Raw genomic sequence first — 22,424 nt, forward strand, 5'->3', positions numbered from 1 at the left:
TGCTTTAATCGCCTCGGGCCGGAGCTGCAAATGATCTAGCGTCTGATGTCTTGTGTCTATTGTCTCTTAATAATTAGCACCAATTTGGAATTGAAATTAAGATCCACGAATTACACGAATTGGCACTAATTTTCCTTTAATTGAACCAGTTTGGAATTGCATAAGATAGGCTTCGACAGGCTCAGTCTCCGGCTTCGCTGCTTTAATCGCCTCGGGCCGGAGCTGCAAATGATCTAGCGTCTGATGTCTTGTGTCTATTGTCTCTTAATAATTAGCACCAATTTGGAATTGAAATTAAGATCCACGAATTACACGAATTGGCACTGATTTTCCTTTAATTGAACCAGTTTGGAATTGCATAAGATAGGCTTCGACAGGCTCAGCCTCCTGCTTCGTAGCTTTAATCGCCTCTGCCGGGAGGCACAAATGAGTCTAGCGTCTTTTGTCTAATATCTAGTGTCTTATTTCTATACTTATTCTTGCGCAGTGTTCAGCAATAAGGTGGAAAGAACCGGCAAGTGATCGGATGCGTATTTTTCCTGAATAACCTTATGCATGTTCACACTAAATGCTGAAGCAGAACGGTACATGATAAAGTCGATGGCCCGGTTTGGCTGGTCGACTGGGATGGTTGGTGCACAGTTACTACATGTTCTGGTAAAGGTTTTATCCAAAAGTTGAATGGGATCGCTTGTGGGGACCGCATTGAAATCCCCGACCAAAATTGAGGGGAGGGGTTCATCCTTAAAATAATCAACAATAAATGCAGCCTGAGAAAGGGCATTACTTATACTGGTGTAATCCAGATGGGTATTGGCAAACTTGATTTTGCTTTGGTCTTCTAAGGTCACTGTAGCGACAGATAAGGTGCGCTGCTCGGTACCTTTCTCGGCAGGGAGCAAATGTGTTTGGGTATCTGAAAGTGGAAATTTTGATAAAATGGCTGTTCCGTACTCTCCGCCTTGGTAGTCGATGCCTTTGGAGAAATAATAATAATCCATGCCTGTCATTTCTGCCAGTGCTTTTGCCATGTGCAAGTCCTGACCTGACCTTTTGGTAAAGACATCCACCTCCTGCAGCCCCACGATATCTGCCCCACTGTTTCTGATAACATTGGCGATGGCTTCCAAGTCAATAAAATCAGGCTTGCTCGGGGGATTACTATGATGGATATTATAGCAAAGCACTTTTATGGGCTTCCCTGTTTCAGAATCTTCCTTTTGCCCTGATGAGGGGCTAGGCTGTGCATCTGTGGTGGTACAATTGCTCAGGGAAATGAGGAGGATCAATAAAAATGAAAATAGTCTCATGGTCGATAAAATTCTTAGTTCATTCACCTTAGGTTCTTTTTTATCCTGAGGCAAATATACCAATGGTACCAATTGGTGGAAAAGTATTAAAATTAATAAAATGTTAAGCCGATAATTGGGAAAAATTAATCAAATATAAAAGGGTTCTTTAAAAAATTAATTTTTTATTCTAACTTAGAACAAAGGGTAGTAGGGGGATTGAGTGTGACTGTAAAGTTTTTTGGAGAAAGGAGTTGAGCACCTAAGGATGATTACAGGAGTCAAAATGATCTTTTTAGGGCTTTAAAAAGGAGTTGATATTCGTAAAAATTAAAAATCACATAACACTGATTCTTTTAGTTTTTTCAGTTTAGTAAAGATAATTGCAGCCAATTTCTACAAAAAGTATCAATGAAAACCATGTATGTTTCCAAAGGATGCATTAAGCAGGATGACGTATCGCTTTTAGAAGCCATGAAATCAGGATCGTGGGAGGCTTTCGAAATGCTCTATGACAAATATTGGGAACGGCTTTTCCAAATCAGTGTCTCAGTTACCGGAGACGATGAATTGAGCAAGGACTTTGTCCAGGAGATTTTTTTGGATCTATGGAATCGAAGGGAAAGCCTGACTATCAATAATCCTTTCTCCTATCTGTATCAGGCTACCAAGTATCAATTCATAGAATATATACGAAAGCAAGAGCTTCAGAAGAACTACTTACAGCAGTTTAACGAGGTTTTGAACGCCACCAACGACGTGGAATCGAAAATATACTATGATGAGCTTAGGACCAAAATTGACAACAGTATTGAAGAGCTCCCTCCCAAATGCAAGGAAATTTTTAGGCTCAGCAGGTTCCAACATCTTACCAACCAGGAAATCGCCAACAGACTGGGGATTTCCAAAAGTACGGTAGAAAATCAAATCCATAAAGCACTGAACCACCTCAAAAAATCGCCGGAGCTTGATGTGGCCTTAATGCTTGCGGTCTTTATGATCAACTAGAAATCGTGTTAAGGGATTGTTGTTTGTGTTACTAAAATGTTAAAACTCAAAATTTTTTGTAAGTCCGCGTAGGTGTTTTGTTCGCTTTGTTCCACTATGGTTTAAATAGTAGAACGCATGATGAGTGAAAAGGAATTTGATCAGCTTTTAAAAAAGTACGAGCAAGGCAAGACCACCTCTAGTGAGGATGAGCTTATAGAAAGATGGTTTGATCGCCTCAAACAAAAAAAGAGGGATAGGACTAAAGAGGAACTGTCGCTTATCGGTTCAGAGATATTTTCCAGTATTAAGCGGAAAGCCTTAAGCAAGGTCAGTCATCCTGCCCAGGCCAAGAAGCCTTTCGTGCAATTTTGGAAGTATGCTGCAGTTCTGGCGTTGTTTTTTTTGGGAGCTTATTTAAGCCATTCCATTTATTCTACTCATCAAAATAAAAGCTGGATAAAAAAAATATCGGCAAATGGGCAACAATTAGAACTGACGCTGGAAGATGGCACCAAAGTGTTCTTAAATGCTGAATCCAGTATTTCCTATCCCAAAAAATTCAGTCGGACAAACAGAACGGTGAAAGTAACAGGGGAGGCCTTTTTCGAGGTCAGCAAAGATGCCCAAAGGCCATTCAAGGTGATCACAGAGACACTTACCACAGAGGTCTTGGGAACCGCTTTTAATGTCAATGTTTACCCTGGAGAAAGCCCCAAAGTAAGTGTGCTGGAAGGTAAAGTCCAGGTGCAAACCGTAAGGGACTCCCCCAATAAGGCAATGCTTACCGCCAATGAAGAAGCCACGCTCACCAATGCGGGAAACCTGATAAAACAACGCTGTGATATGGAGGCGGTGCTTGCCTGGAAATCCGGGATGATCAATCTGAATCAGGCCAGCTTGGAAGATCTTGGAAGGATCATCCAAAGAAATTACAATATCCAAATAGTCTATGAAACCTCTGAACTCGCAAAGCTTACGCTTTCCGGAAAGTTCAAAAAGGACAGTCTGTCCAATCTTCTCAACCAGATCAAGTTTATCAAGAACATCGATTGGGAACGAACGTCCGAAAATACCATTCTACTAAAATTTAACCACCACCAAAAACCGTGATGCTTATGTAATACCATCCACCACAAACCCTTTGCTAATAACCGGAAGAGGCAACCGTTTTTTCTCGGACCGTCCAAGAGATTCCAAAAAAGACCCTGTTCAGCTCCTATAAATGTAAGCTGCTTGGATATTATTGCCCTTTCCAGATTATTAAAACCATTAAACTGCAAAAATGAACTAAACTTTTATTTCCATGTTTTTCAATGTTTCAAAACAAATGACCCACCTATCGAAGCAGTTATTGACTGTGACGGTCATCATGCTATTAGGCATTCCGTTTTCTCATGCCTCAAAATTACAGGGGAAAAGCCCCGGTGATATCAGTATCATCTTTGAATCAAAAGAAGCCAGCCTTGAGGAGGTGTTCAGGCAGATAGAATCTTTGACGGACTTTGTATTCTTGTATGATGAGACGGTTTCAAACAGCCTGGACCGGTTTTCCTTCAACAAGAGAAAAGTTACTGTGGAGGAACTTTTGAACCTATTATCGGAGAAGCATCAGCTAAAATTTCAACAGCTGAACAATAGCATATCGGTAACCAAAGCAAAGGATATGCCCCGCTATATCGATAAAATCAAGGTTATCGGAACCGTAAGGGACCAAAGCGGACAACCCCTGCCGGGAGCAACCGTTTTGGTCAAAGGTACCAATTTGGGGACGGTGGCCGACCTGGACGGTAAATATGCCATCAATACAGAAGAAAATGCCACGTTGATCTTTAGCATGCTGGGATTTTCAGACCAAGAGATCAAGGTAAACAGCCGCTCGAACATCAACATGGTGCTCCAGGAAGAAAGTGCCGCTTTGGATGAAGTGGTAGTTTTTGGCTACAGTGAGGTGGAAAAGAAGCACGTAGCATCCGCCGTTTCCGACCTGGATATGGAAAGGGCAGTCAACCGGCCCATTTTCAAACTAGAGGAAGCTTTCAGTGGGACGATTCCCGGAGTTACCTTAATGCAGGGCAACAACCTCCCCGGACAAAGTCAGACCGCTTTGCAGATCAGAGGGGTAAGCACCTTAATGGGAAGCTATCCTTTGGTCATTGTTGATGGGATGGAACAGTCTCTTTCAGACATCGATCCCAATGAAATCAAAAGTATCACCGTACTTAAGGATGCCGCATCAGCATCCATGTACGGCTCCAGAGGAGCAAATGGTGTCATCATCGTGGAAACCAAGCGGGGGACTACGGGCAAATTCAAAGTAAATATGCATGCCTGGACTGCCATGAATGACCCCATAGACCTTCCTGATTTTGTGAATTCAGCCGACTACATGAGGCTAAATAACGAAGCCAGGGACTTACAGGGACAATCCCTTTTGTATACTGATGAAGATATTTCCAATGCGGAGCAGGGCTTAAGCCCCAACACGGACTGGCTTGGTGAATTAATGGAGCGAAAAGCCCATTCTTACAACGTCTCTTCCAGTATTTCCGGAGGTGGGGGAGTGGGAACGTTCAACCTCATGCTGGGCTACGTAAAGGAAAACGGGCTCAACGAACTGGAAGGAACCGAAAAGTTCAGTGCACGGTTCAATACGAATATCAATATTGCGGATAAGTTTGTCCTATTGGCCGATTTTTATGCCAGAAGGCTTCAAATAAATAGGCTATATGCCAACAATGATGGCCATGGCTTGTACCAGTTGGCCTGGAGGATGAACCCAACGCAGGGCGTGTTTTATGATTCTGATCTGCCAGAGCACTACATCCTGCACAACGACCTCAATCCTTTGGCCCGGATCTATCACGGTGGTACCCATAATAACTTATACGATAGAAGTACCATCAACTTAAGACCCAAATACCATATCAATGACAACTTTCATCTGAGCGGTAATTTGTCTTATATGATCAATAAGTCAGCCAGCAAATATAAGCGGGAGACGTTTAAGTTTTTTGATGGCAATGGCAGACCTGTAGCTACTTGGGCCAATGCCGTTGGAGCAGATCAAGGCGTCAGTGTAAGTCAGTTTACGGCCAGGGCAAATGCCAATTATGAAAAAGAACTGCGGAACCAAAAAGATAAAATCTATTTGATCGCCGGTACCGAGATCATGAACCATACCTATACCGATTATAGGGAGATTGCCAAGGCTTCTTTTTATTCCAAACTTAATTATTCATTTGACGAACGTTACCTGTTGGAGGTCACCGCTAGAAGAGATGGTAGCAGTAAGTTTGCACCTGGATATCGCTGGGGTTTCTTCCCTTCAGCAGCTTTGGCCTGGAACGCCCACAATGAAGGCTTTTTCAGGGACCTCAACGAACGGGGGATCATCAATAACCTAAAATTCAGAATGTCTTACGGTAAGATCGGTAACGAAAATGTGGCCCCTTACCTTTGGCAGGAGGATGTCAACAACTGGGGATGGACCTTCAGAGTTCCCAACCCTAGTTTTACATGGGAAAAACAGAAGCAGAGCAATGTAGGGGTGGATATTACCCTCCTCAAGAGTAGGTTGACCTTGACGGCCGAATATTACAACAAGTATTCTTATGACCTGATCTATGATAATTTTCCAGTACCTCCCCTTACCGGGTCCTATTATTTGGAACAAGCGGTGAACATCGGTGAGGTAGAAAATGAAGGCTGGGAGATTTCAGCTAACTGGAGGGATAAAATAGGGGACTTTGAGTACAGTGTAGGGGGGATGCTTTTTGACAACACCAACAAGGTATTAAAAGCAGGTTATAATGTGTCTGATACCTTGGTGTTTAAAGGGAACGCCGATAAGATCTGGTATAACGGGATTGCAATCGATAACTATTACGGATTCGAAAGTGATGGTTATTTCCAAAACCAAGCTGAAATCGACGGGACAGAGGCCAAACTTCCCAATGCCTTGCCAGGGGATATCAAGTACGTGGACCAAAACGGGGATGGCCTCATCAATGACAAAGACAGAATCAATCTGGGCGACCCTTTTCCACATATGAATTATTCCGTTACGGTGAATTTGAAGTACAAGAGATGGGATTTCAACTTCCTAGGGCAAGGCGTAGGAAAAAGAACAGGAAGGTTAAACGGAATGGAAGGCTACCCGATTCATGTGGATGGCACCAACAACAATTTGGGAACCCCCAGCCAATTTTACATGGATAACCGGTGGACTCCTGAAAACCCCGAAAGCCGCTTCCCAAGGGTGTGGACGGGAACCAGTACCAACACTTACTTAAGTGATATTTGGCTTAGTGATGCCAGCTATTTTAGGGTCAAAACACTTCAATTGGGATATACTGTTCCCAAACCGGTAAAAGGAGTACAGAACCTCAGGGTGTATGTCAACGCCCAAGATGCCTTTACTTTCACCAAGTGGGAAGGGCTGGAGCCGGAGCGAAATGGAGGCAGTGGAAATTACCCTAGAATGGCCACATATAGTTTAGGGGTGAAGTTTACGATTTTATAAACCAACGAAGCAATGAAAAAAATTAGTTTAGCAATATTATTGTCGGCATTATTCTCCATGTCTGGCTGTGAAAGCTTTTTGGATAAATCCGACCCCACAGCCACTTCCTTTGAGGAATTTTACAATGATGAGGATGATTTGCGCAGAGTGGTTTACAGTAGTTACCGAGATGTATTTACCCACAACAGTGACCGTAGGCTGTTACTTTATATGCTGGATGGCAGGTCAGACAATGCCTATGCCCGGGAAAGCAGCCAGCATCAGCAGCTGATTGCCAACGGAAGTATGAACAGTAATTCAAGATTGGCGGAGTATTACTATTCCCTGCACATGAAGCATTTGGGCCGTCTGAACACCTTTATTGACAAAGTAGACGAACCTTATGTGGAAGATGAGGCCATCCGCGAACGCTATAATAATATCCTTCAGGCAATTAGGGTCTGGCATTATTTCCAGCTTACGGCCCGGTGGGGGGATGTTCCCTTTGTTTTGGAGCCTGCGGATTTGGATGAAGCCAGACAGCCAGCGGTTCCAAAAGAGGAAATTCTGGAAACCATTTTTCCTTTAGCAGAGGAAATAGCGAACAAATTACCTGTTGAACCCTATACGGCCAATAAATACATGTTCCATCAATATTCCTTCAAGGCCATTATCATGAGATACGCGCTCTATAATGGGAAGTACGAGATGGCAGCACGGCAGGCCAAGGAGATAATGGACAGTCAATTGTACAGCCTTCATCCGGTGTATGGAGAGCTATTTCAGTACGATGCTTCAGATAAAAACAATGAAGTGATCCTTCATATGAACAGGGAAAGTTTTTCGGGATCGACCTATTCCTTTAGGGATTTGGCCCCGCATTTTAGAACAGGAAATGGTCAATCCTACTGCGTACCCCTAAAATCGTTGGTGGACAGTTATTGGACTTTACAGGGGAGACCGATAGATGACTGCCCCTACCATTCCAAGGAAGCATATGAGCTTGATCCCGACCTGAACAGGGATCCGAGATATACTTATAGTATTATGGGGCATGGAGATACCTTTTACGGAGAAAGCATCGATATTTATGATAGCAATAATCCCATGTACTATGAAAATTCCCGCTCGAGCAAATCAGGATATTGGTTTAGAAAATTTGTTTCGGAAGATGATGCTTTTAAAGGTTCCAGCTCCATGGAATATCCTCTTATAAGGTATGCCGAGGTCCTATTGACCTATGCTGAGGCGAAAATCATGATGAACGATATCGACCCACTCGTAAAAGAATGCATCAATATGCTCAGAGAGCGTGCTGGATTGGAAATGGCCGAAGCAGATGTGAATCTGCCAGAATATAGCGCATTTAGCCAGGACCAATGGGTTGATTTGATCAGAAATGAAAGAAGAATTGAATTGGCAGGGGAAGGAGTCCGATACGACGATATCATTCGCTGGAAAATCGCAGAGGAAGTACTTAACCAACCCGCTTTGGGCCATACCAAAATGGAAAACGGACAAAAGGTTTCTTTGAAAATCGAAGAAAGATCCTTTTCTCCACACCAATACCTATGGCCTTATCATGAGAGCAGTATCAAGGTGAACCCAGGACTGAAACAAAACCCCGGCTATTGATATACCCTTATTGCCGCTTGCATTTAGCCTGATAGGTAGTTGACCGTTAATTCTTATTTGATGGACTTTGACCAGGATGAAAAAATCTTTGGTCAGGGTCCTTTTTTTATCTTAGGATGGGACTGGGACCTAGGCTATCCACCGGGAAAGTAAATTTCTGGTAGCGGTTATCTTTTCCATTTTTCAGCACAGCCAAATGGATTTTAAAGGAAATATTTTATGCCAAAGAGCTTTGTAGTAAACCTCTTTATTGGCATGTGGTATTCTGGATGATAATGGTTTTTCCTAATTTAATTTGACAGGTCTGCCAGTTGGTAAAATCAAATTATTGTAGTTAATTGTGACGAAGCGTTTTTTTAGGCTTCCCCAATAATTCCAACATTAACAATCAAAGTGTGTTTTTGCTTTGCTGAGTTTTGAAACAGACAGATAACCTGGCATTAAAAAATTTTAAAGGAAAGACAGAAGAAGATTTTAATAGGCTCTTTCAAAGTTTTTATAGCGATTTGGTGAATTATGCCTATACTTTCCTTTTGGATGCGGACGAGGCCGAGGACCTTGTACAGGGATTTTTTGTGCATTTTTGGGAAAACATGGAATTTATCGAACTGACAGGGACATTACAGGCCTATTTGTTTACTGCAGTGAAAAACCGTTGTTTGAACAAGCTGAAAAGCCTTCAGGTTTATGACAAGCATAAAATCCTCTATATAGAAGCCAAGATGGCATTGATCGATGAAAAAGGGTTGGAGGAAAGTGTTTTGTGGGAAGATGATTTGATAAAAGCCCTGGAAAATTTGCCTGAACAGGTGAGGGAAATCATCGAATTGAAATACCTAAAAGGGAAAAAGATTTCCGAAATAGCTACTTTTCTTAGTTTGTCTGAAAACACGGTAAAGACCCAGTTGAAAAGAGGCAGGGATAAGCTGAAAAAAGAAATGAACCCCAAGCTTTTTAGCCTTTTGTTTATGTTTTGAAAAACTCGAGGATCATTTTTTAAATTGTTGGTTTATTGAAATTTAACTGGGTAAATCGCTTGTTTTTTGGCGCCTGTATTTTGTTGTTCTATAAAAAATAGTTGAAACTTTTGTCACCCTTTTTTTAAATCCTCCTGTCATTTAAATGTAAAAGGACAGGAATATGATCGATTATCTCTTAATATGGAAAAAGGCTCATGACTGTATCTCTGCTGAAGAGGAGCAGGAATTACAATCTTGGATAGCAGCAGATCCCGAGCACAGCGAATATTTCCAGCGGGCCCTGTCGTATTATAAGAACCAAAAAACTTACCAGCCTCCCCTTAGGGAAGATGCTTTTGAAAAGCTGAAAGCCGAATTGACTTTTAAAAAGAGCAGGCCATTTGGCCAGTGGCAATGGGCAGCAGCAGCAGTGCTCTTGGTTCTTATTTCAGGTGCCGTATTATATTTAAGCCAGGGGCGGTTTGGTGCTGAGGATAGCTTACCTGAGCAGGATGTCCTGGCACAAATTTCTTCCCAAACAGGAAATGCTGTGTTGTATACCTCTTCGGGAGAACAGATTGCCTTTGATCAGGACAGTGTTTTTTCTATCAATGACCCTTATGCAGAAATAGCCGCTTCAGGAAAGAATTTGGAGTACAATGAAGGAAAGAGTGGCACCAATAAACCCAAGTATAATGTTTTGGTGATTCCCCGTGGAGAATCATTCAAGCTGCAACTGGCAGATGGGACCAAGGTGTGGCTTAATTCAGAAACCATCATCAAGTACCCGTCTGCCTTTGCCAAGGATATCAGGGAAGTGGAGTTTACCGGGGAGGCCTATTTTGAAGTGGCCAAAGATGCCGATCGTCCCTTTGTGCTTCATTCCCAATCCCAAACCATCCGGGTGCTGGGAACCGCCTTTAACGTGACCTCCTACCAGGATGAAGAGAACATCATCACCACCTTGGTGGAAGGAAGTGTGGCCGTGGACCTTTCTTCAGGAGAAAGTCTGGTACTTAGCCCCAATGAGCAGGGCCGGTTGAACAAGGTTTCCGGTAGCCTGACCAAGAAAGAAGTGCAGGTGGAGAATTTTATCAGCTGGAAGGATGGTATCATGTATTTTGAGAATTTAGAGCTCCAGGTCCTCCTGGCGCGGATAGCCCGCTGGTATGACATTGAAGTATTGTTCGAAAACCAAGGGCTGAAAACCAGGAAGTTTACGGGGGGAATTACCCGCTATGAGGATTTTGAAGAGTTTTTGGAAATGCTGGAAGCTTCAGGAATTGTTGAATTTGACGTGGATAAAAATGTAGTGACCGTGAAATAAAAAAAGGAGTGCTCCCAACACTCCTTTGAGTTTGTTTAAATAAATGTTTAACCTTTTACAATTAAAATTTATGTTTAACAAGGATACAATAATACCCAAAAAAATCCGGAAAAAATACTTCCAGACCTTCTTGTTGACAATGTTACTGATGTGCATTGCGGGCATGGAAGTAAGGGCTTACAGTCCTTCACAAACCCTGACGATGGACCTTCAAGTCCAGAATGAATCCTTTGAAAGTATTCTGAGGGTGATCAAAAAAAAGAGCAGGTACAAGGTTTTGTACCCCAGTGATTTGTTTAATGGCCTGCCCAAGATGAGCATCAACGTCAAAGATGCTTCACTGAGTACGATATTCAATGAACTCATTGTGCCCCATGGCTATAGCTATGTCGTCAGGGACAAGACCATTATTTTTAAAAAAGAAGGGGAGCCCTCTCCCAAGGGACAGCTTCAGGAATCCAATGAGGCAATCGAGGTAAAAGGGCGGGTGACCGATGATAATGGAGAGGGCTTGCCCGGCGCCAATGTGCTGATCATAGGAACTTCAAAGGGCACGGTGACGGACGTAAACGGTGATTATCAGCTGTCCGTACCTTCCAATGCGGTTTTGGAGTTTAGCTTTTTGGGCTTTGTCAGCAAGCAGGTGAATGTGTCGGATCAGACAGAGATCAACATCACCCTTATGCCCGATATGGAAGCATTGGAAGAAGTGGTGGTGGTAGGTTATGGAAGCGTCAAGAAAAGTGATCTTACCGGGGCTGTAAGTACAGTGACCACGGAAAGTTTTGACAAAATTGCAGGTACTTCTCCGCTAAATGCCATTCAGGGACGGGCTGCAGGCGTGTCCATTTCCAGTAATTCAGGTCTGCCAGGGTCAGGCTTTAATGTGACGGTGCGGGGAATCAGCTCCATCAATACCGGCAATGGAAGTGGTTCATCGCCCATCTATGTGGTGGATGGAGTGATCACCAATAGCATTGAAAATATCAACCAGAACAATATCGAATCCATCTCTGTGCTCAAGGACGCTTCTGCATCGGCGATCTATGGGGCAAGGGCTGCCAATGGGGTTATTTTGGTGACCACCAAGCGGGGCAGGGTGAATGTGGAACCCCAAATCACCTTCAATGCCTATTGGGGGGTAAGCAATGAAGGTAATCTCAAACATGAACTGTTGAATGCAGATCAGTTTCTGGAGCTTTGGACGGAGTCTTATGAAAACTCCAATATCCCATTGGACTGGGAACAAAGTGATTTGGCCTATTATGAAGGAGTGGATACCAACTGGAAAGATCTGATGCTTCGTCAAGGGGGGATACAGTCCTATGACGTCTCCGTAGCGGGAGGATCGGAACGCTCCAATTATTTTGTATCGGCCAATTTGGTAGATCAGGAGGGAATGGTCATTGGTACGGGACAGAAAAAATACACTTTTCGGATCAATACGGACCATAAAATAAGGGATTGGTTTACGTTTGGCAATTCCCTGAACATCAGTTCCAATAAGGTGATGGGAGACCAGACCTATTATAGAAAGGCCCTGACCAAGGTGCCGCTTACCCGAAATAAAGAAGAGGATGGGGATTGGGGCATCATTCATAATCCCGGATTGGAGCATTTCTTTGTCAACCCCATCTGGGAGGCCCAAAACAGTAGCCAGGAAGCCATTTGGAAAGGACTACAAGGAAACCTTTACATTGCCTTTTCCCCTGTCAAAAACTTGGAATTTACCGTACGGGGAAGCCTTAACTACGCAGGAAAGAAACAATCGGATTTTGTTCCGGGAGTGCCGCCGGACTATGGCTGGGGTGGGACCAACGTCAATACGGTCTATAAGGAATCCCTGGAGAATGTCTACTGGAGCAATGACTACTTGTTAAAGTACCAGCTGGATGTCAAACAGCATTCTTTTAACTTTTTGTTGGGATATTCCAGAGAGCAGAACTCCTCAGAAACACTCTCCGCCCAACGTACGGGCACTATCAACAATGATATCCGTTTTTTGGATGCCGGAGACCCCACTAGTCAAATTAACAGCAACTATTTCAGGGACTGGGCATTGGTTTCCATGTTTGGGAGAATCAACTATTCCTTTCAGGACAAATACCTTTTTACCGGTACCATACGCCGTGACGGAACTTCCCGACTTACCGAAGAGAACAGGTGGGGGGTATTTCCCTCCGGTTCCGTCGCTTGGAAAATTTCAGAGGAACCTTTTTTGCAGAACAGCCCTGTGGTGAAGGAATTGAAATTAAGGGCCAGCTACGGTTCTTTGGGGAACGTCAATTCCATCGGTATTTATGGAACCAGTGCGGCACTGGAAGCGGTAAGGGCCGTATCCAACAACCTGCCGGCTTTGGGGTATACCCTGACATCTGCCGTCAATAGGGATGTGACCTGGGAGTCTGCCAATAAGGCCAACCTTGGCTTGGATGCTACTTTGTTAAACGGGCGCTTTTATGGAACGGTGGATTACTTTATTGAAAATACCTTTGACATGCTGTTTGCAGAGCCCATACCCCGCTCTTCTGGATTGGCCGGCTTTCCTGTGATCAATGGAGGCAATGTCCGAAACAAGGGCTTTGAGGTGCTGTTAGGGGCAAAAGGAGGCAATGCGGATTGGTTTTATGATGTCAGTTTTAACCTGTCCAGAATCAAGAATGAAGTGACGGATCTGGCGGGTAGGGAAGAGATCACTTTGGGCGGAAGTAGGATCGGTTACAAACACCAGGTTGGTGCCCCAGCCCATTCCTTCTTTGGTTATAAATCGGATGGTCTTATCCGCAATGAAAGTGAACTGGACAAGTATGCCGGCGGAAGTTTTCCAACCAAGAAAGTAGGGGATATTGCGCTAATGGACATCAATGGGTTCGATGAAGATGGAAACCTGACCGGAGCACCCGATGGGGTGATCAATGAGGCTGACCGGACTATTGTCGGCAGTAGGTATCCCGAATTTTTTTATGGCGGGATGATTTCGGGTGGGTATAAGAACCTCAGTTTGCTGATCCAGTTGCAAGGGTCCCATGGGGCGGACGAATTTTTTGGCCCGGGGCAGTCCACCGACCTGTTTCAGCTGATGACCAGCTTTGCCCAAAATGAGGATGTAAGGCTTTATGACCGGTACCATCCCACTAAAAATCCGGACGGCACCTTTCCGCTATTGAACAAAAACGGCTCGGGTGGTAATGAACAGTTCTCCGATTTTTGGCTGGAAAATGCCTCTTATTTGAGGGTTCAAAACATTACCCTTAGCTATGACCTTCCGGAAAGCCTGATTTCAAAAGCGCAAATCGATAACCTAGGAGTCTATCTGAGTGTGCAAAATGCCCGTACTTTTACAAAGAACCATAATCCGGAAGTGGGTAACGCCACAGCGACCGGATCCGGTTTGAATGCCTTCGTTACCGGGGTGCCCATTCCAAGGACCCTTACGCTAGGTGTTAAAGCAGCATTTTAAACCCAAAATAGTTAAACCATGAATTCAATAAATAACATCAAATATATACTACCTCTCCTTTCATTGGTCATGCTGTTGTCCGGCTGCAATGAAGAGGAATTTCTGAACCGGTATCCTTTGGACAGGCCTAATTCAGCCAATTTCTTTGTAGGGACAGAATCTGCGAGGGCAGCCGTCAATGCCTGTTACGAACCCTGGCACAGGGGCAACGCCAACATGCTGTACAGGGACATGACCATCCATTTGGATGCGTTGACGGACGACAGTTATTGGAGACCGGTAAGGGCGGCTTCCGTAGCGTTGGAGGAGTGGAATATCAACCCAACGCATGAAAATGTAAGGAGTTGGTGGAGGTATCCCTACGAGAGTATCAATGCGGCCAATTTTGCTTTGACGAATATCCCTCAGTCCACGGATGAAAGCTTCACCGTAGAGCAGCAGGCTCCATATATGGGGGAAGCGGCTTTTTACCGGGCTTATTCCTATCAGTTTTTGACCTTGTTGTATGGGGATGTTCCTTTGTATCTGGACCTGGCCGAAAGCTACGATGATTTTCATTTGCCCAGGGCTCCTAAGCAAGAGGTCATGGAGCAGGTAATAGCGGATTTTACCTTTGCCAAGGAAAACCTGAAAGACCAACCCATATTCCCCGGGGCTCCCTCAAGGCCTATTGCTGCAGCGATGCTGGCAAAGGCCTATCTGATCATGGGAGATTGGGGCAGTGCTGAAGCCGCCGCAAGAGAGGCTGTTGAGATTGCAGAGGGGGCCGGGAAGCACTTGATGGATGATTTTGAAGCAATCTGGGCCCTGGAAAACGAGGGGGACAGTAACCCTGAACTTTTGTGGTATTGGGGGTTTGTGGAAAACGATGAATTTCATGGTGGTAATCATGCGGTTCAGCGGTTGTCCAGGGACTTGCCGGCGACACTCAAAACGGCGATTGACGGGGATGGTTGGGGCTATGCCCTACCACAGAGGGACCTTTATGATGCTTTTGAAGAAGATGATCCCAGAAGGAAATACACCATTTTTGCTCCTGGGGATGACTATAAAGTATATCCAGGGGAAGATTTTGCTTACACCCATCAGCGATTGGACGAGAACGGGGATACGGTAAGGTGGGATGTGGTCTATTCGGCCGGGGATATGGTCGAATATGATTACCGTTGGTCTCCCTCGGGCATGAATGTCAGAAAGATGATCAGAACAGTCATCAATTTGGCCAATGTCCGCTGGTCCGGTCAGGATGTTCCCGTCATGAGGATGTCTGAACTCTACCTGATACTGGCAGAATCCCTGGCAGAGCAGGGAGATGCGGAGGCTTATACTTGGGTGAACAAGGTCAGGGCGCGGCTATCCGTCAACATGCCTCCGGTCAACAGCGGCGATCTGGTGGAGGTAGTACGCCATGAACGAAGGGTGGAACTGGCTTTTGAAGGTTTACGCCTTTTTGACCTGATCAGATGGGGAGAAATCCAAAGCGTTTTTGGGGATGGCACCAAAGTAAAGCGGCATTTTTATTCAGAATTCTTGCCGGATAACTCCCTGCTAAAATATGATAAGCCTGTTGGGAAGTTGAACCTGGATCCTCTTTTCCCTCTTCCTCAGGAGGAAATTGATAATAATATCAACATCAATTCCAATAATCCTGGTTGGTAATCGCTCAAGGCTAAGCGGTTGATGAGTTTCTGGAGGCCTGGCCTCCAGAAACCATTAATTAAAAGACCATAACACCCTTTCTGGGGTGAATGGAAAAGCTATGGCTTTACCAGAAAGAGCGACGAGATTTTTGTACGGAAAGCCTTAGAGAAAGGAGCGCTTGAGCTTTCCAATAAATTAACCTAACCCAAAATCCCATGTATCTATCTAGACAAGTATATTTCTTTATTTATGTGACGTTGTGTATGGTCCTGGGCAGTGCCCAGGAAGTGCTGGCCAATGTAATCCAGGTGAATCCCGGAGATGATGTGACGGCCATTATTCAGAATGCAAATGGAGGAGATGAGTTGGTCTTTAGTCCCGGGACTTACAATAAAGTGCTTATCCAAAACCGTCAGTTTACAGAGAATGCTCCCCTGATCATTAAGTCCGATGGTACGGGGGAGGTGGTTTTCGAAACGGTGACCAATACCGGTACGGCTTTCAAAATCGTCAACAGCAGTTATATTGTAGTCCAGGGAGTCTTTATCCGGGGAGGACTGGACGCAGTAGTGCTTGACAGCAGCGACCATATTATGCTCCTTAACAATGATATCAGCGGCCCTGGACAGGCAGGTATCCATGTGCATCATAGTTGTTCTTATGTGGACATTATCGGCAACCATATCTATAATACCGGATTAAGAAATTCCCAATGGGGGGAGGGCATATATGTGGGGACAGGCAATTACGCCTATACCAGCTTTCCGGACAACTGCGAATATATCTGGATAGAGGGCAACGAGCTCCATCACTGCGGAAATGGGGAGGCAATCAATATCAAAGGCGAGAGTTTTCATGTAACCGTCAGGAACAATGTCATGTACGATATTGCACCCGGCACGGCCACCCAGTATAATCAGGCAGCGGTGACCTTGGAGGCGGCATCGGTATCCATCACCAACGATTACCGCCTGGACGAGTGGAGGGATACCTGGGTGGAAAATAATACCATTTATAATGTCGCTGGAGGTTATGAGGACAGAAGTTCTAACAATGGAATTATGTTTGGCGGTTCGGGATGTTATATTGTGGGGAATACTGTTTTTAATTGTGATGAGCGGGGGCTTTATGGCAATTCCTTTAAAAGCTTGGGCTTTGACACTTACGTTTTTGATAATAACAGTTTTGATAATGGGATCAATACTTTTTACAATTCGGCATTGACCATTCTCAATCAAGACCCCGGTCCCAATCCGAATTTGCCACAAAGTTGGTACAGTGCTCCCACGTTTTCAGTAGACACGGTGCTTTTGGATATTGCATCGGTACTGATGGAGGTAGGGGAGAAACAACAGTTGGTGGATCAGGTTTTGCCCCTAATGGCCAATGACCGCTCGGTGACCTGGAGTTCCTCCAATACAAATGTGGTAACAGTGGATGAGAATGGATTGCTACAGGCCACAGGCCTTGGTCAGGCCCTTGTTTCGGTAGTGACAACGGATGGCAATAAAACGGGCACTTGTTCTGTAATCGTCAATGACGGGGACAAAGCCTTGGGTAATACGGATATTTATCCTTTGGTAAGTACAGAGGCCGGCAGGAGCGCTGTTCCTGTTACGGTGGCGCAGCCCGGAGCGATCAATGAACTATCCATCTACCATGAAGGAGGCAGCGGAATTATGGTGCTGGGCATCTATGATGGTGAATCGGCTCCCGGAAACTTGCTGGCCAAAACGGGCCTTACTTCAGTGAATGCTGAGAAAGGATGGCAGCATGTAGCGTTGGATACGGTATTGGAGGTTGCTGTAGGGCAGGTGGTTTGGCTGGCCTGGAACTTTGAAACCAATCCCGGAATTCGGTACCAGTCAGGCAGTCCTGGAGTCTTTGAATCTTCCGATGGTTGGTCGAGTGGCATGCCCGGTGCTTTTGGTTCCGCAACGGAAGAAAATCAGGTCTATTCCATTTTTGCTTCCCTGGATCCAGAAAACATTCCTCCTACCGTTTTGTTGATGAAGCCATCTTCAGGCACGGTCGAAATTGACCCTAATCTGGGGCTTATAGAACTGGGAGCTTCTGCCAGTGATGTGGATGGAGAAGTGGTACAAGTAGACTTTTTCGTGGATGGAAGCCCAATAGGCAGCGTCAATACTTCACCCTATGTGACAAACTGGACCCACATTACCGCGGGAACTTACGAGCTTATTGCCTTGGCCCATGATAATGAAGGGGCAGTATCTTCTTCCGATACCAGCATGGTGACCATCACGGAAAAGTCCAACCCTCCCGGGACGGTGGGGATAACTGAAGTGCTGGGAATCAACACCACGAACAACAAAAGAAGGGCCCAGCCTTTTGTGATGCCAGAGGATGGAAGGATAGAAAGCATGTCGATGTACCACAATGCCGGCAGTGGGGGAATGATACTGGCGGTTTATAACGGCACCACTGCTCCAGACAGTTTGTTGGCCATCACGCCTGTCACGACAGTGGATAATGCGGAAGGATGGCAGACCATTGGCCTTTTGGACAGTGTGGAAGTCAGTGCAGGGCAAACCATCTGGTTGGCCTGGCTATACGAAAACAATCCTGGTATTCGCTATGATGCCGGGAGTACCGGTAGGTTTGATTCCAATCAGGCCTGGGTGGGAGGCATGCCTGATTTATTTGGAAGTGGTACCCAAGGCAGTGCCATGTATTCCCTTTATGCCTCCTACATACCTACTTCAAGTCCCTACGTAAACCTGACCAGTCCAATTGATGGAGCATCGTTTACCTCCCCGGCAGCAATTGAACTGACGGCCGAAGTACTCAATGTGGAGGGCCTGTCCCAGCTGACCTTTTTCGTGGATAGCCTCCCTTTACAAACCATCTATTCAGAGCCCTTTACACATAATTGGTCCGATGTCTCCCCTGGTGCCTATAGCCTCTATGCAGTGGCTACAGACAGCTCCTCCAATGAAGTGATTTCCGAAGTTGTCAACTTCACGGTGCAGTCCCCGGATTCCTTACTGAATACCGTAGGCATTACCGACCGTCTGGCCAGTGCCACCAACTACATCAATAGAAGGGCTGTGCCTTACACCATGCCGGAAAATGGTACGATAGAGAGCATCAGTATGTACCATTTGGCTGGGGACGGCAATATGCTGCTTGCGGTTTATGAAGGAGATAGTGTACCCACCAATAGAATAGCTATCACGCCACTTACCGCTGTAAACCAGTCGGATGGGTGGCAGGAAGTGATGTTGGAGACTCCCGTAAGTGTGGGAGCCGGAGAAACGGTATGGTTGGCCTGGGTTTATGAGAATGCAACGGTCATTTATTACGAGTCCGGAAGCCCCGGGCGATTTGATTCCGGTAAAACATGGAGCAGCGGTATGCCCCAACAGTTCGGTAATGGAAGTCAGGGAAATGCTGTTTATTCCATTTATGCTTCTTATTTGCCTGCTCCAGCTCCTTCAATAAACTTGGGCAGTCCCTTGGAGGGGGCGACTTATACCGCCCCGGCTGATATTGAATTGACAGCAGAAGTGCTCAATATGGAGGGACTGTCTCAAGTGACTTTCTTTCAGGACAGCATTCCTTTGCAAATTGTTTATTCCGCGCCATACACCTTTACCTGGTCAGATGTGTCCCCGGGAGTTTATAATGCCTATGCCCTGGCCACAGACAGCTCTTCCAATGAAGTGGCTTCCGAGCTGGTCAACTTCACGGTGCAGTCCCCGGATTCTTTGCTCAGCACCATTGGGATCACTGACCGCTTGGCCAATGTCACCAACAATGCCAATAGGAGGGCTGTTCCTTACACTATGCCTGAAAATGGAACGATAGAAAGTGTCACCATGTACCACAAGGCGGGCAGCGGGAATATGCTTCTGGCGATTTATGAGGGGGACACAGTGCCGACCAATAGGATAGCCATTACTCCGCTTACTCCGGTGAGCAATGAGGATGGGTGGCAGGAAGTGATGCTGAAGTCTGCTGTAAGTGTGGGGGCAGGTGAAACCATTTGGCTGGCTTGGGTTTATGAAAATCCAACACCTATCTATTACGAATCGGGCAGTCCAGGCCGATTTGACTCGGGCGAAAATTGGGCAGGAGGCATGCCAGAGCAGTTTGGTTCTGGAGGTCAAGGAAATGCCATTTACTCTATTTATGCTTCCTATGTGATGGAAGAGGTGGTGTATTCTCAAGGGGCGCCCAATGGAGATAAGGTGAAGAAAGCTAAAAAAGCAAAAAAACCTAAGGTTAAAGTTTATCCGAACCCCTTTGAATATGAGGTCACGATCGCTTATGAGCTGTTCGAAGAATCCCACGTGACGCTATCTATCTATGATTTTAATGGAAATGAAGTGGACAAGATCACCTTGGGAAAAATGGATGAAGGTAATCACGAAATCCTGTGGAACAGAAACAGCGATAATGCCAAGAACAAGTCCATGTTTGTTTACCATTTACACATGGTCACAGTGGATGGGGAAGAGTTCCTTATTAGAGGAAAGTTAAAAGTCAAATAATTCATCAAAAGCTGGAATGGTCTTCATTTTCAGAGGACTGTTTCAGCTTTTAAATATGCTTACTCATTGCAAATATCAACATATGAAACGAAGACCATTCGGATTTATTTATCTTCTGCTTTCCCTAGTAAGCTTGTGGGCCTGCCAACACCGAAAATCACAGTTGAGCCTTGGACAGTTGTTTACAGATCATATGGTTCTACAGCGAGATGCACCATTGCCCATTTGGGGAAATGCTACCCCTGATACAAGGATAAAGGTAGATATTAATGGGCAATCGGTAAGTACTGTTGCAGGTCAGGACAGTACCTGGTATTTGGAATTCCCCGCCCAGAAAAAAGGAGGGCCATTTCAACTAACTGTGCAGGGAGACAGTACCCTGGTCTTGCAGGATGTCTATTTTGGGGATATCTGGGTATGTTCCGGGCAGTCCAATATGGAATGGCCCGTGGAAAGGGTTAAGGAGGCAACAGAAGAAATCAACCAGGCCAATTTTGATCGGATAAGACTATTTGAGGTGCCCCATCAAATGACCGGGCAGCCCGTAGTGCGTCTTCCGGATAGTGTGGGATGGAGGCGATGTTCCCCCAGGTCCATTAAGGATTTTTCTGCTGTTGGGTACTTTTTTGGCAGGGAACTCCATCAGGAATTGGACGTCCCCATTGGTTTGATCAGTACAAACTGGGGCGGGACCAATATAGAGGCTTGGACAAGCAAGGAAACATTGAGTAGGTTTCCTGTTTTTAAGGATAGTCTGGAGCAGCTAGGCGCCTTGGATTTGGATAAGATGAAAGAAGATGCGGACCATGCCATAGCTGTTTGGCAACATTCTATGGATTCCCTGGATTTGGGGCTACAACATAACTGGTCCGATCCTACTGTGAGGTGGGAGAACCCGTCTAAGGTACAATTGCCCATTACCCTGGAGCACCTGGATTTACCAAATTCAGATGGGGTGTTTTGGTTTAAGAAAACCGTTTACCTTTCCGAAATAGCCGACAGTGATAATGCCCTTATCCATTTGGGAAGGATAGATGAGGAAGATGTCACCTACCTCAATGGGAAAATGGTCGGCTGGACCAATGGGAGTCAGGATAAAAGAGCTTATCCTATTACACCAGGTGTTCTCAGGAAAGGTGCTAATACCATTGTAGTCCGGGTAAAGGACAAGGGGTGGACCGGAGGGTTTAAAGGAATTCCGGAGCATCTGAAGTTGGAAATAGGTTCCCGAATCATAGCCCTATCGGGAGAATGGGAAATGAAAGTAGGAATCCCTGATTTGCCGGTAAGCCCTAAAAATATCCATCCCAATAATTTTCCTTCGACACTTTTTAACGGTATGATCCATCCTCTCATCCCTTTTTCCATCAAAGGAGTGATCTGGTATCAGGGAGAGAGTAATGCTTCCAGAGCCTTTGTGTATAGGGAGATGTTTCCGGCCATGATCCAAGACTGGAGAAACCATTGGGGGCAGGGGGATTTTCCTTTTTACTTTGTGCAATTGGCCAATTACCGGGCTGTAGAAGAGCAACCGGGAGAAAGTACCTGGGCAGAATTGAGGGAATCCCAAAGCAAGGCTTTGCAATTGCCCAATACGGGGATGGCGGTGGCCATTGATCTGGGAGAAGCAGATGACATTCATCCCAAAAACAAGCAGGAAGTAGGAAGGAGGCTTGCTTTGAGTGCACTGGAAAATACCTATCGGACAAACCTGCTTAGTGCCGGTCCTTTATTGGATCATCATGAAGTAATTGGTGATAAGATGAGGCTTTATTTTGTACATACAGGAGAGGGCATACATTGTAATGATGGACAAAAAAACTTAAATGGATTTACACTAGCTGGTGCCGATCACCAGTTTTACCGGGCAAAGGCGGTTGTAGAATCGGATTCTACAGTTTTGGTAAGTCATGGCAGTATCGAGCAGCCACAGGCCGTCCGCTACGGTTGGGCGGATAATCCAGGTCCCCTGAATTTTTACAATTCAGAACAATTGCCCGCAAGTCCTTTCAGAACCGATGACTGGAAAGTGTCCACGGAATGAGAGCCCTCTGGTTTGAGGTGTCAAGCTTCTGTAATATAGTGTTTCGTGTGGGTGAAGCGGG

At 45.3% G+C, this 22,424-nt stretch carries 11 protein-coding genes; 10 read left to right on the forward strand and 1 reads right to left on the reverse strand.

Translation table 11 applies throughout. The features are described from left to right. Window positions 1-473: 473 nt before the first annotated feature. Window positions 474-1,310 carry an endonuclease/exonuclease/phosphatase family protein gene (locus ACYVAA_RS13570; protein WP_460542569.1) on the reverse strand — a complete coding sequence of 279 codons (837 nt, stop codon included), beginning with the start codon at window positions 1,308-1,310 and terminating at the stop codon, window positions 474-476. Between the two features lie 399 nt (window positions 1,311-1,709). Between ACYVAA_RS13570 and ACYVAA_RS13575 the strand changes: the two genes are divergently transcribed. The 10 genes from ACYVAA_RS13575 to ACYVAA_RS13620 all read left to right on the forward strand — a co-directional run bounded on the left by ACYVAA_RS13575 (window position 1,710) and on the right by ACYVAA_RS13620 (window position 22,363). After that, the gene (locus ACYVAA_RS13575) at window positions 1,710-2,297 is read left to right on the forward strand and encodes an RNA polymerase sigma factor (protein ID WP_460542571.1); all 588 of its coding nucleotides are present in this window, start codon (window positions 1,710-1,712) and stop codon (window positions 2,295-2,297) included. Window positions 2,298-2,414: 117 nt separating this feature from the next. Continuing rightward, window positions 2,415-3,389 carry a FecR family protein gene (locus tag ACYVAA_RS13580; RefSeq protein ID WP_460542573.1) on the forward strand — a complete coding sequence of 325 codons (975 nt, stop codon included), beginning with the start codon at window positions 2,415-2,417 and terminating at the stop codon, window positions 3,387-3,389. Between the two features lie 217 nt (window positions 3,390-3,606). Continuing rightward, a complete protein-coding gene (locus ACYVAA_RS13585; RefSeq protein WP_460542575.1) occupies window positions 3,607-6,801 on the forward strand; it encodes a SusC/RagA family TonB-linked outer membrane protein in 3,195 nt (1,064 codons plus the stop codon). A gap of 12 nt (window positions 6,802-6,813) precedes the next feature. Further along, window positions 6,814-8,415, forward strand: a complete 1,602-nt coding sequence (locus tag ACYVAA_RS13590) for a RagB/SusD family nutrient uptake outer membrane protein (protein WP_460542577.1) — start codon at window positions 6,814-6,816, stop codon at window positions 8,413-8,415. Window positions 8,416-8,831: 416 nt separating this feature from the next. After that, window positions 8,832-9,392 carry a sigma-70 family RNA polymerase sigma factor gene (locus ACYVAA_RS13595; RefSeq protein ID WP_460542579.1) on the forward strand — a complete coding sequence of 187 codons (561 nt, stop codon included), beginning with the start codon at window positions 8,832-8,834 and terminating at the stop codon, window positions 9,390-9,392. 163 nt (window positions 9,393-9,555) lie between these two features. Further along, on the forward strand, window positions 9,556-10,701 hold the full coding sequence (locus ACYVAA_RS13600; protein WP_460542581.1) for a FecR domain-containing protein: 1,146 nt from the start codon (window positions 9,556-9,558) through the stop codon (window positions 10,699-10,701). Between the two features lie 70 nt (window positions 10,702-10,771). Further along, window positions 10,772-14,161, forward strand: coding sequence for a TonB-dependent receptor (locus tag ACYVAA_RS13605; RefSeq protein WP_460542583.1), 3,390 nt, complete (start codon window positions 10,772-10,774; stop codon window positions 14,159-14,161). Window positions 14,162-14,179: 18 nt separating this feature from the next. Beyond that, on the forward strand, window positions 14,180-15,820 hold the full coding sequence (locus tag ACYVAA_RS13610; RefSeq protein ID WP_460542585.1) for a RagB/SusD family nutrient uptake outer membrane protein: 1,641 nt from the start codon (window positions 14,180-14,182) through the stop codon (window positions 15,818-15,820). 197 nt (window positions 15,821-16,017) lie between these two features. After that, window positions 16,018-20,319: an Ig-like domain-containing protein gene (locus ACYVAA_RS13615; protein ID WP_460542587.1), complete on the forward strand. Its 4,302-nt coding sequence runs from the start codon at window positions 16,018-16,020 to the stop codon at window positions 20,317-20,319. Between the two features lie 82 nt (window positions 20,320-20,401). Further along, window positions 20,402-22,363, forward strand: coding sequence for a sialate O-acetylesterase (locus ACYVAA_RS13620; protein WP_460542589.1), 1,962 nt, complete (start codon window positions 20,402-20,404; stop codon window positions 22,361-22,363). The last annotated feature ends 61 nt before the right edge of the window (window positions 22,364-22,424 follow it).

Source organism: Echinicola sediminis (genome assembly GCF_054777495.1).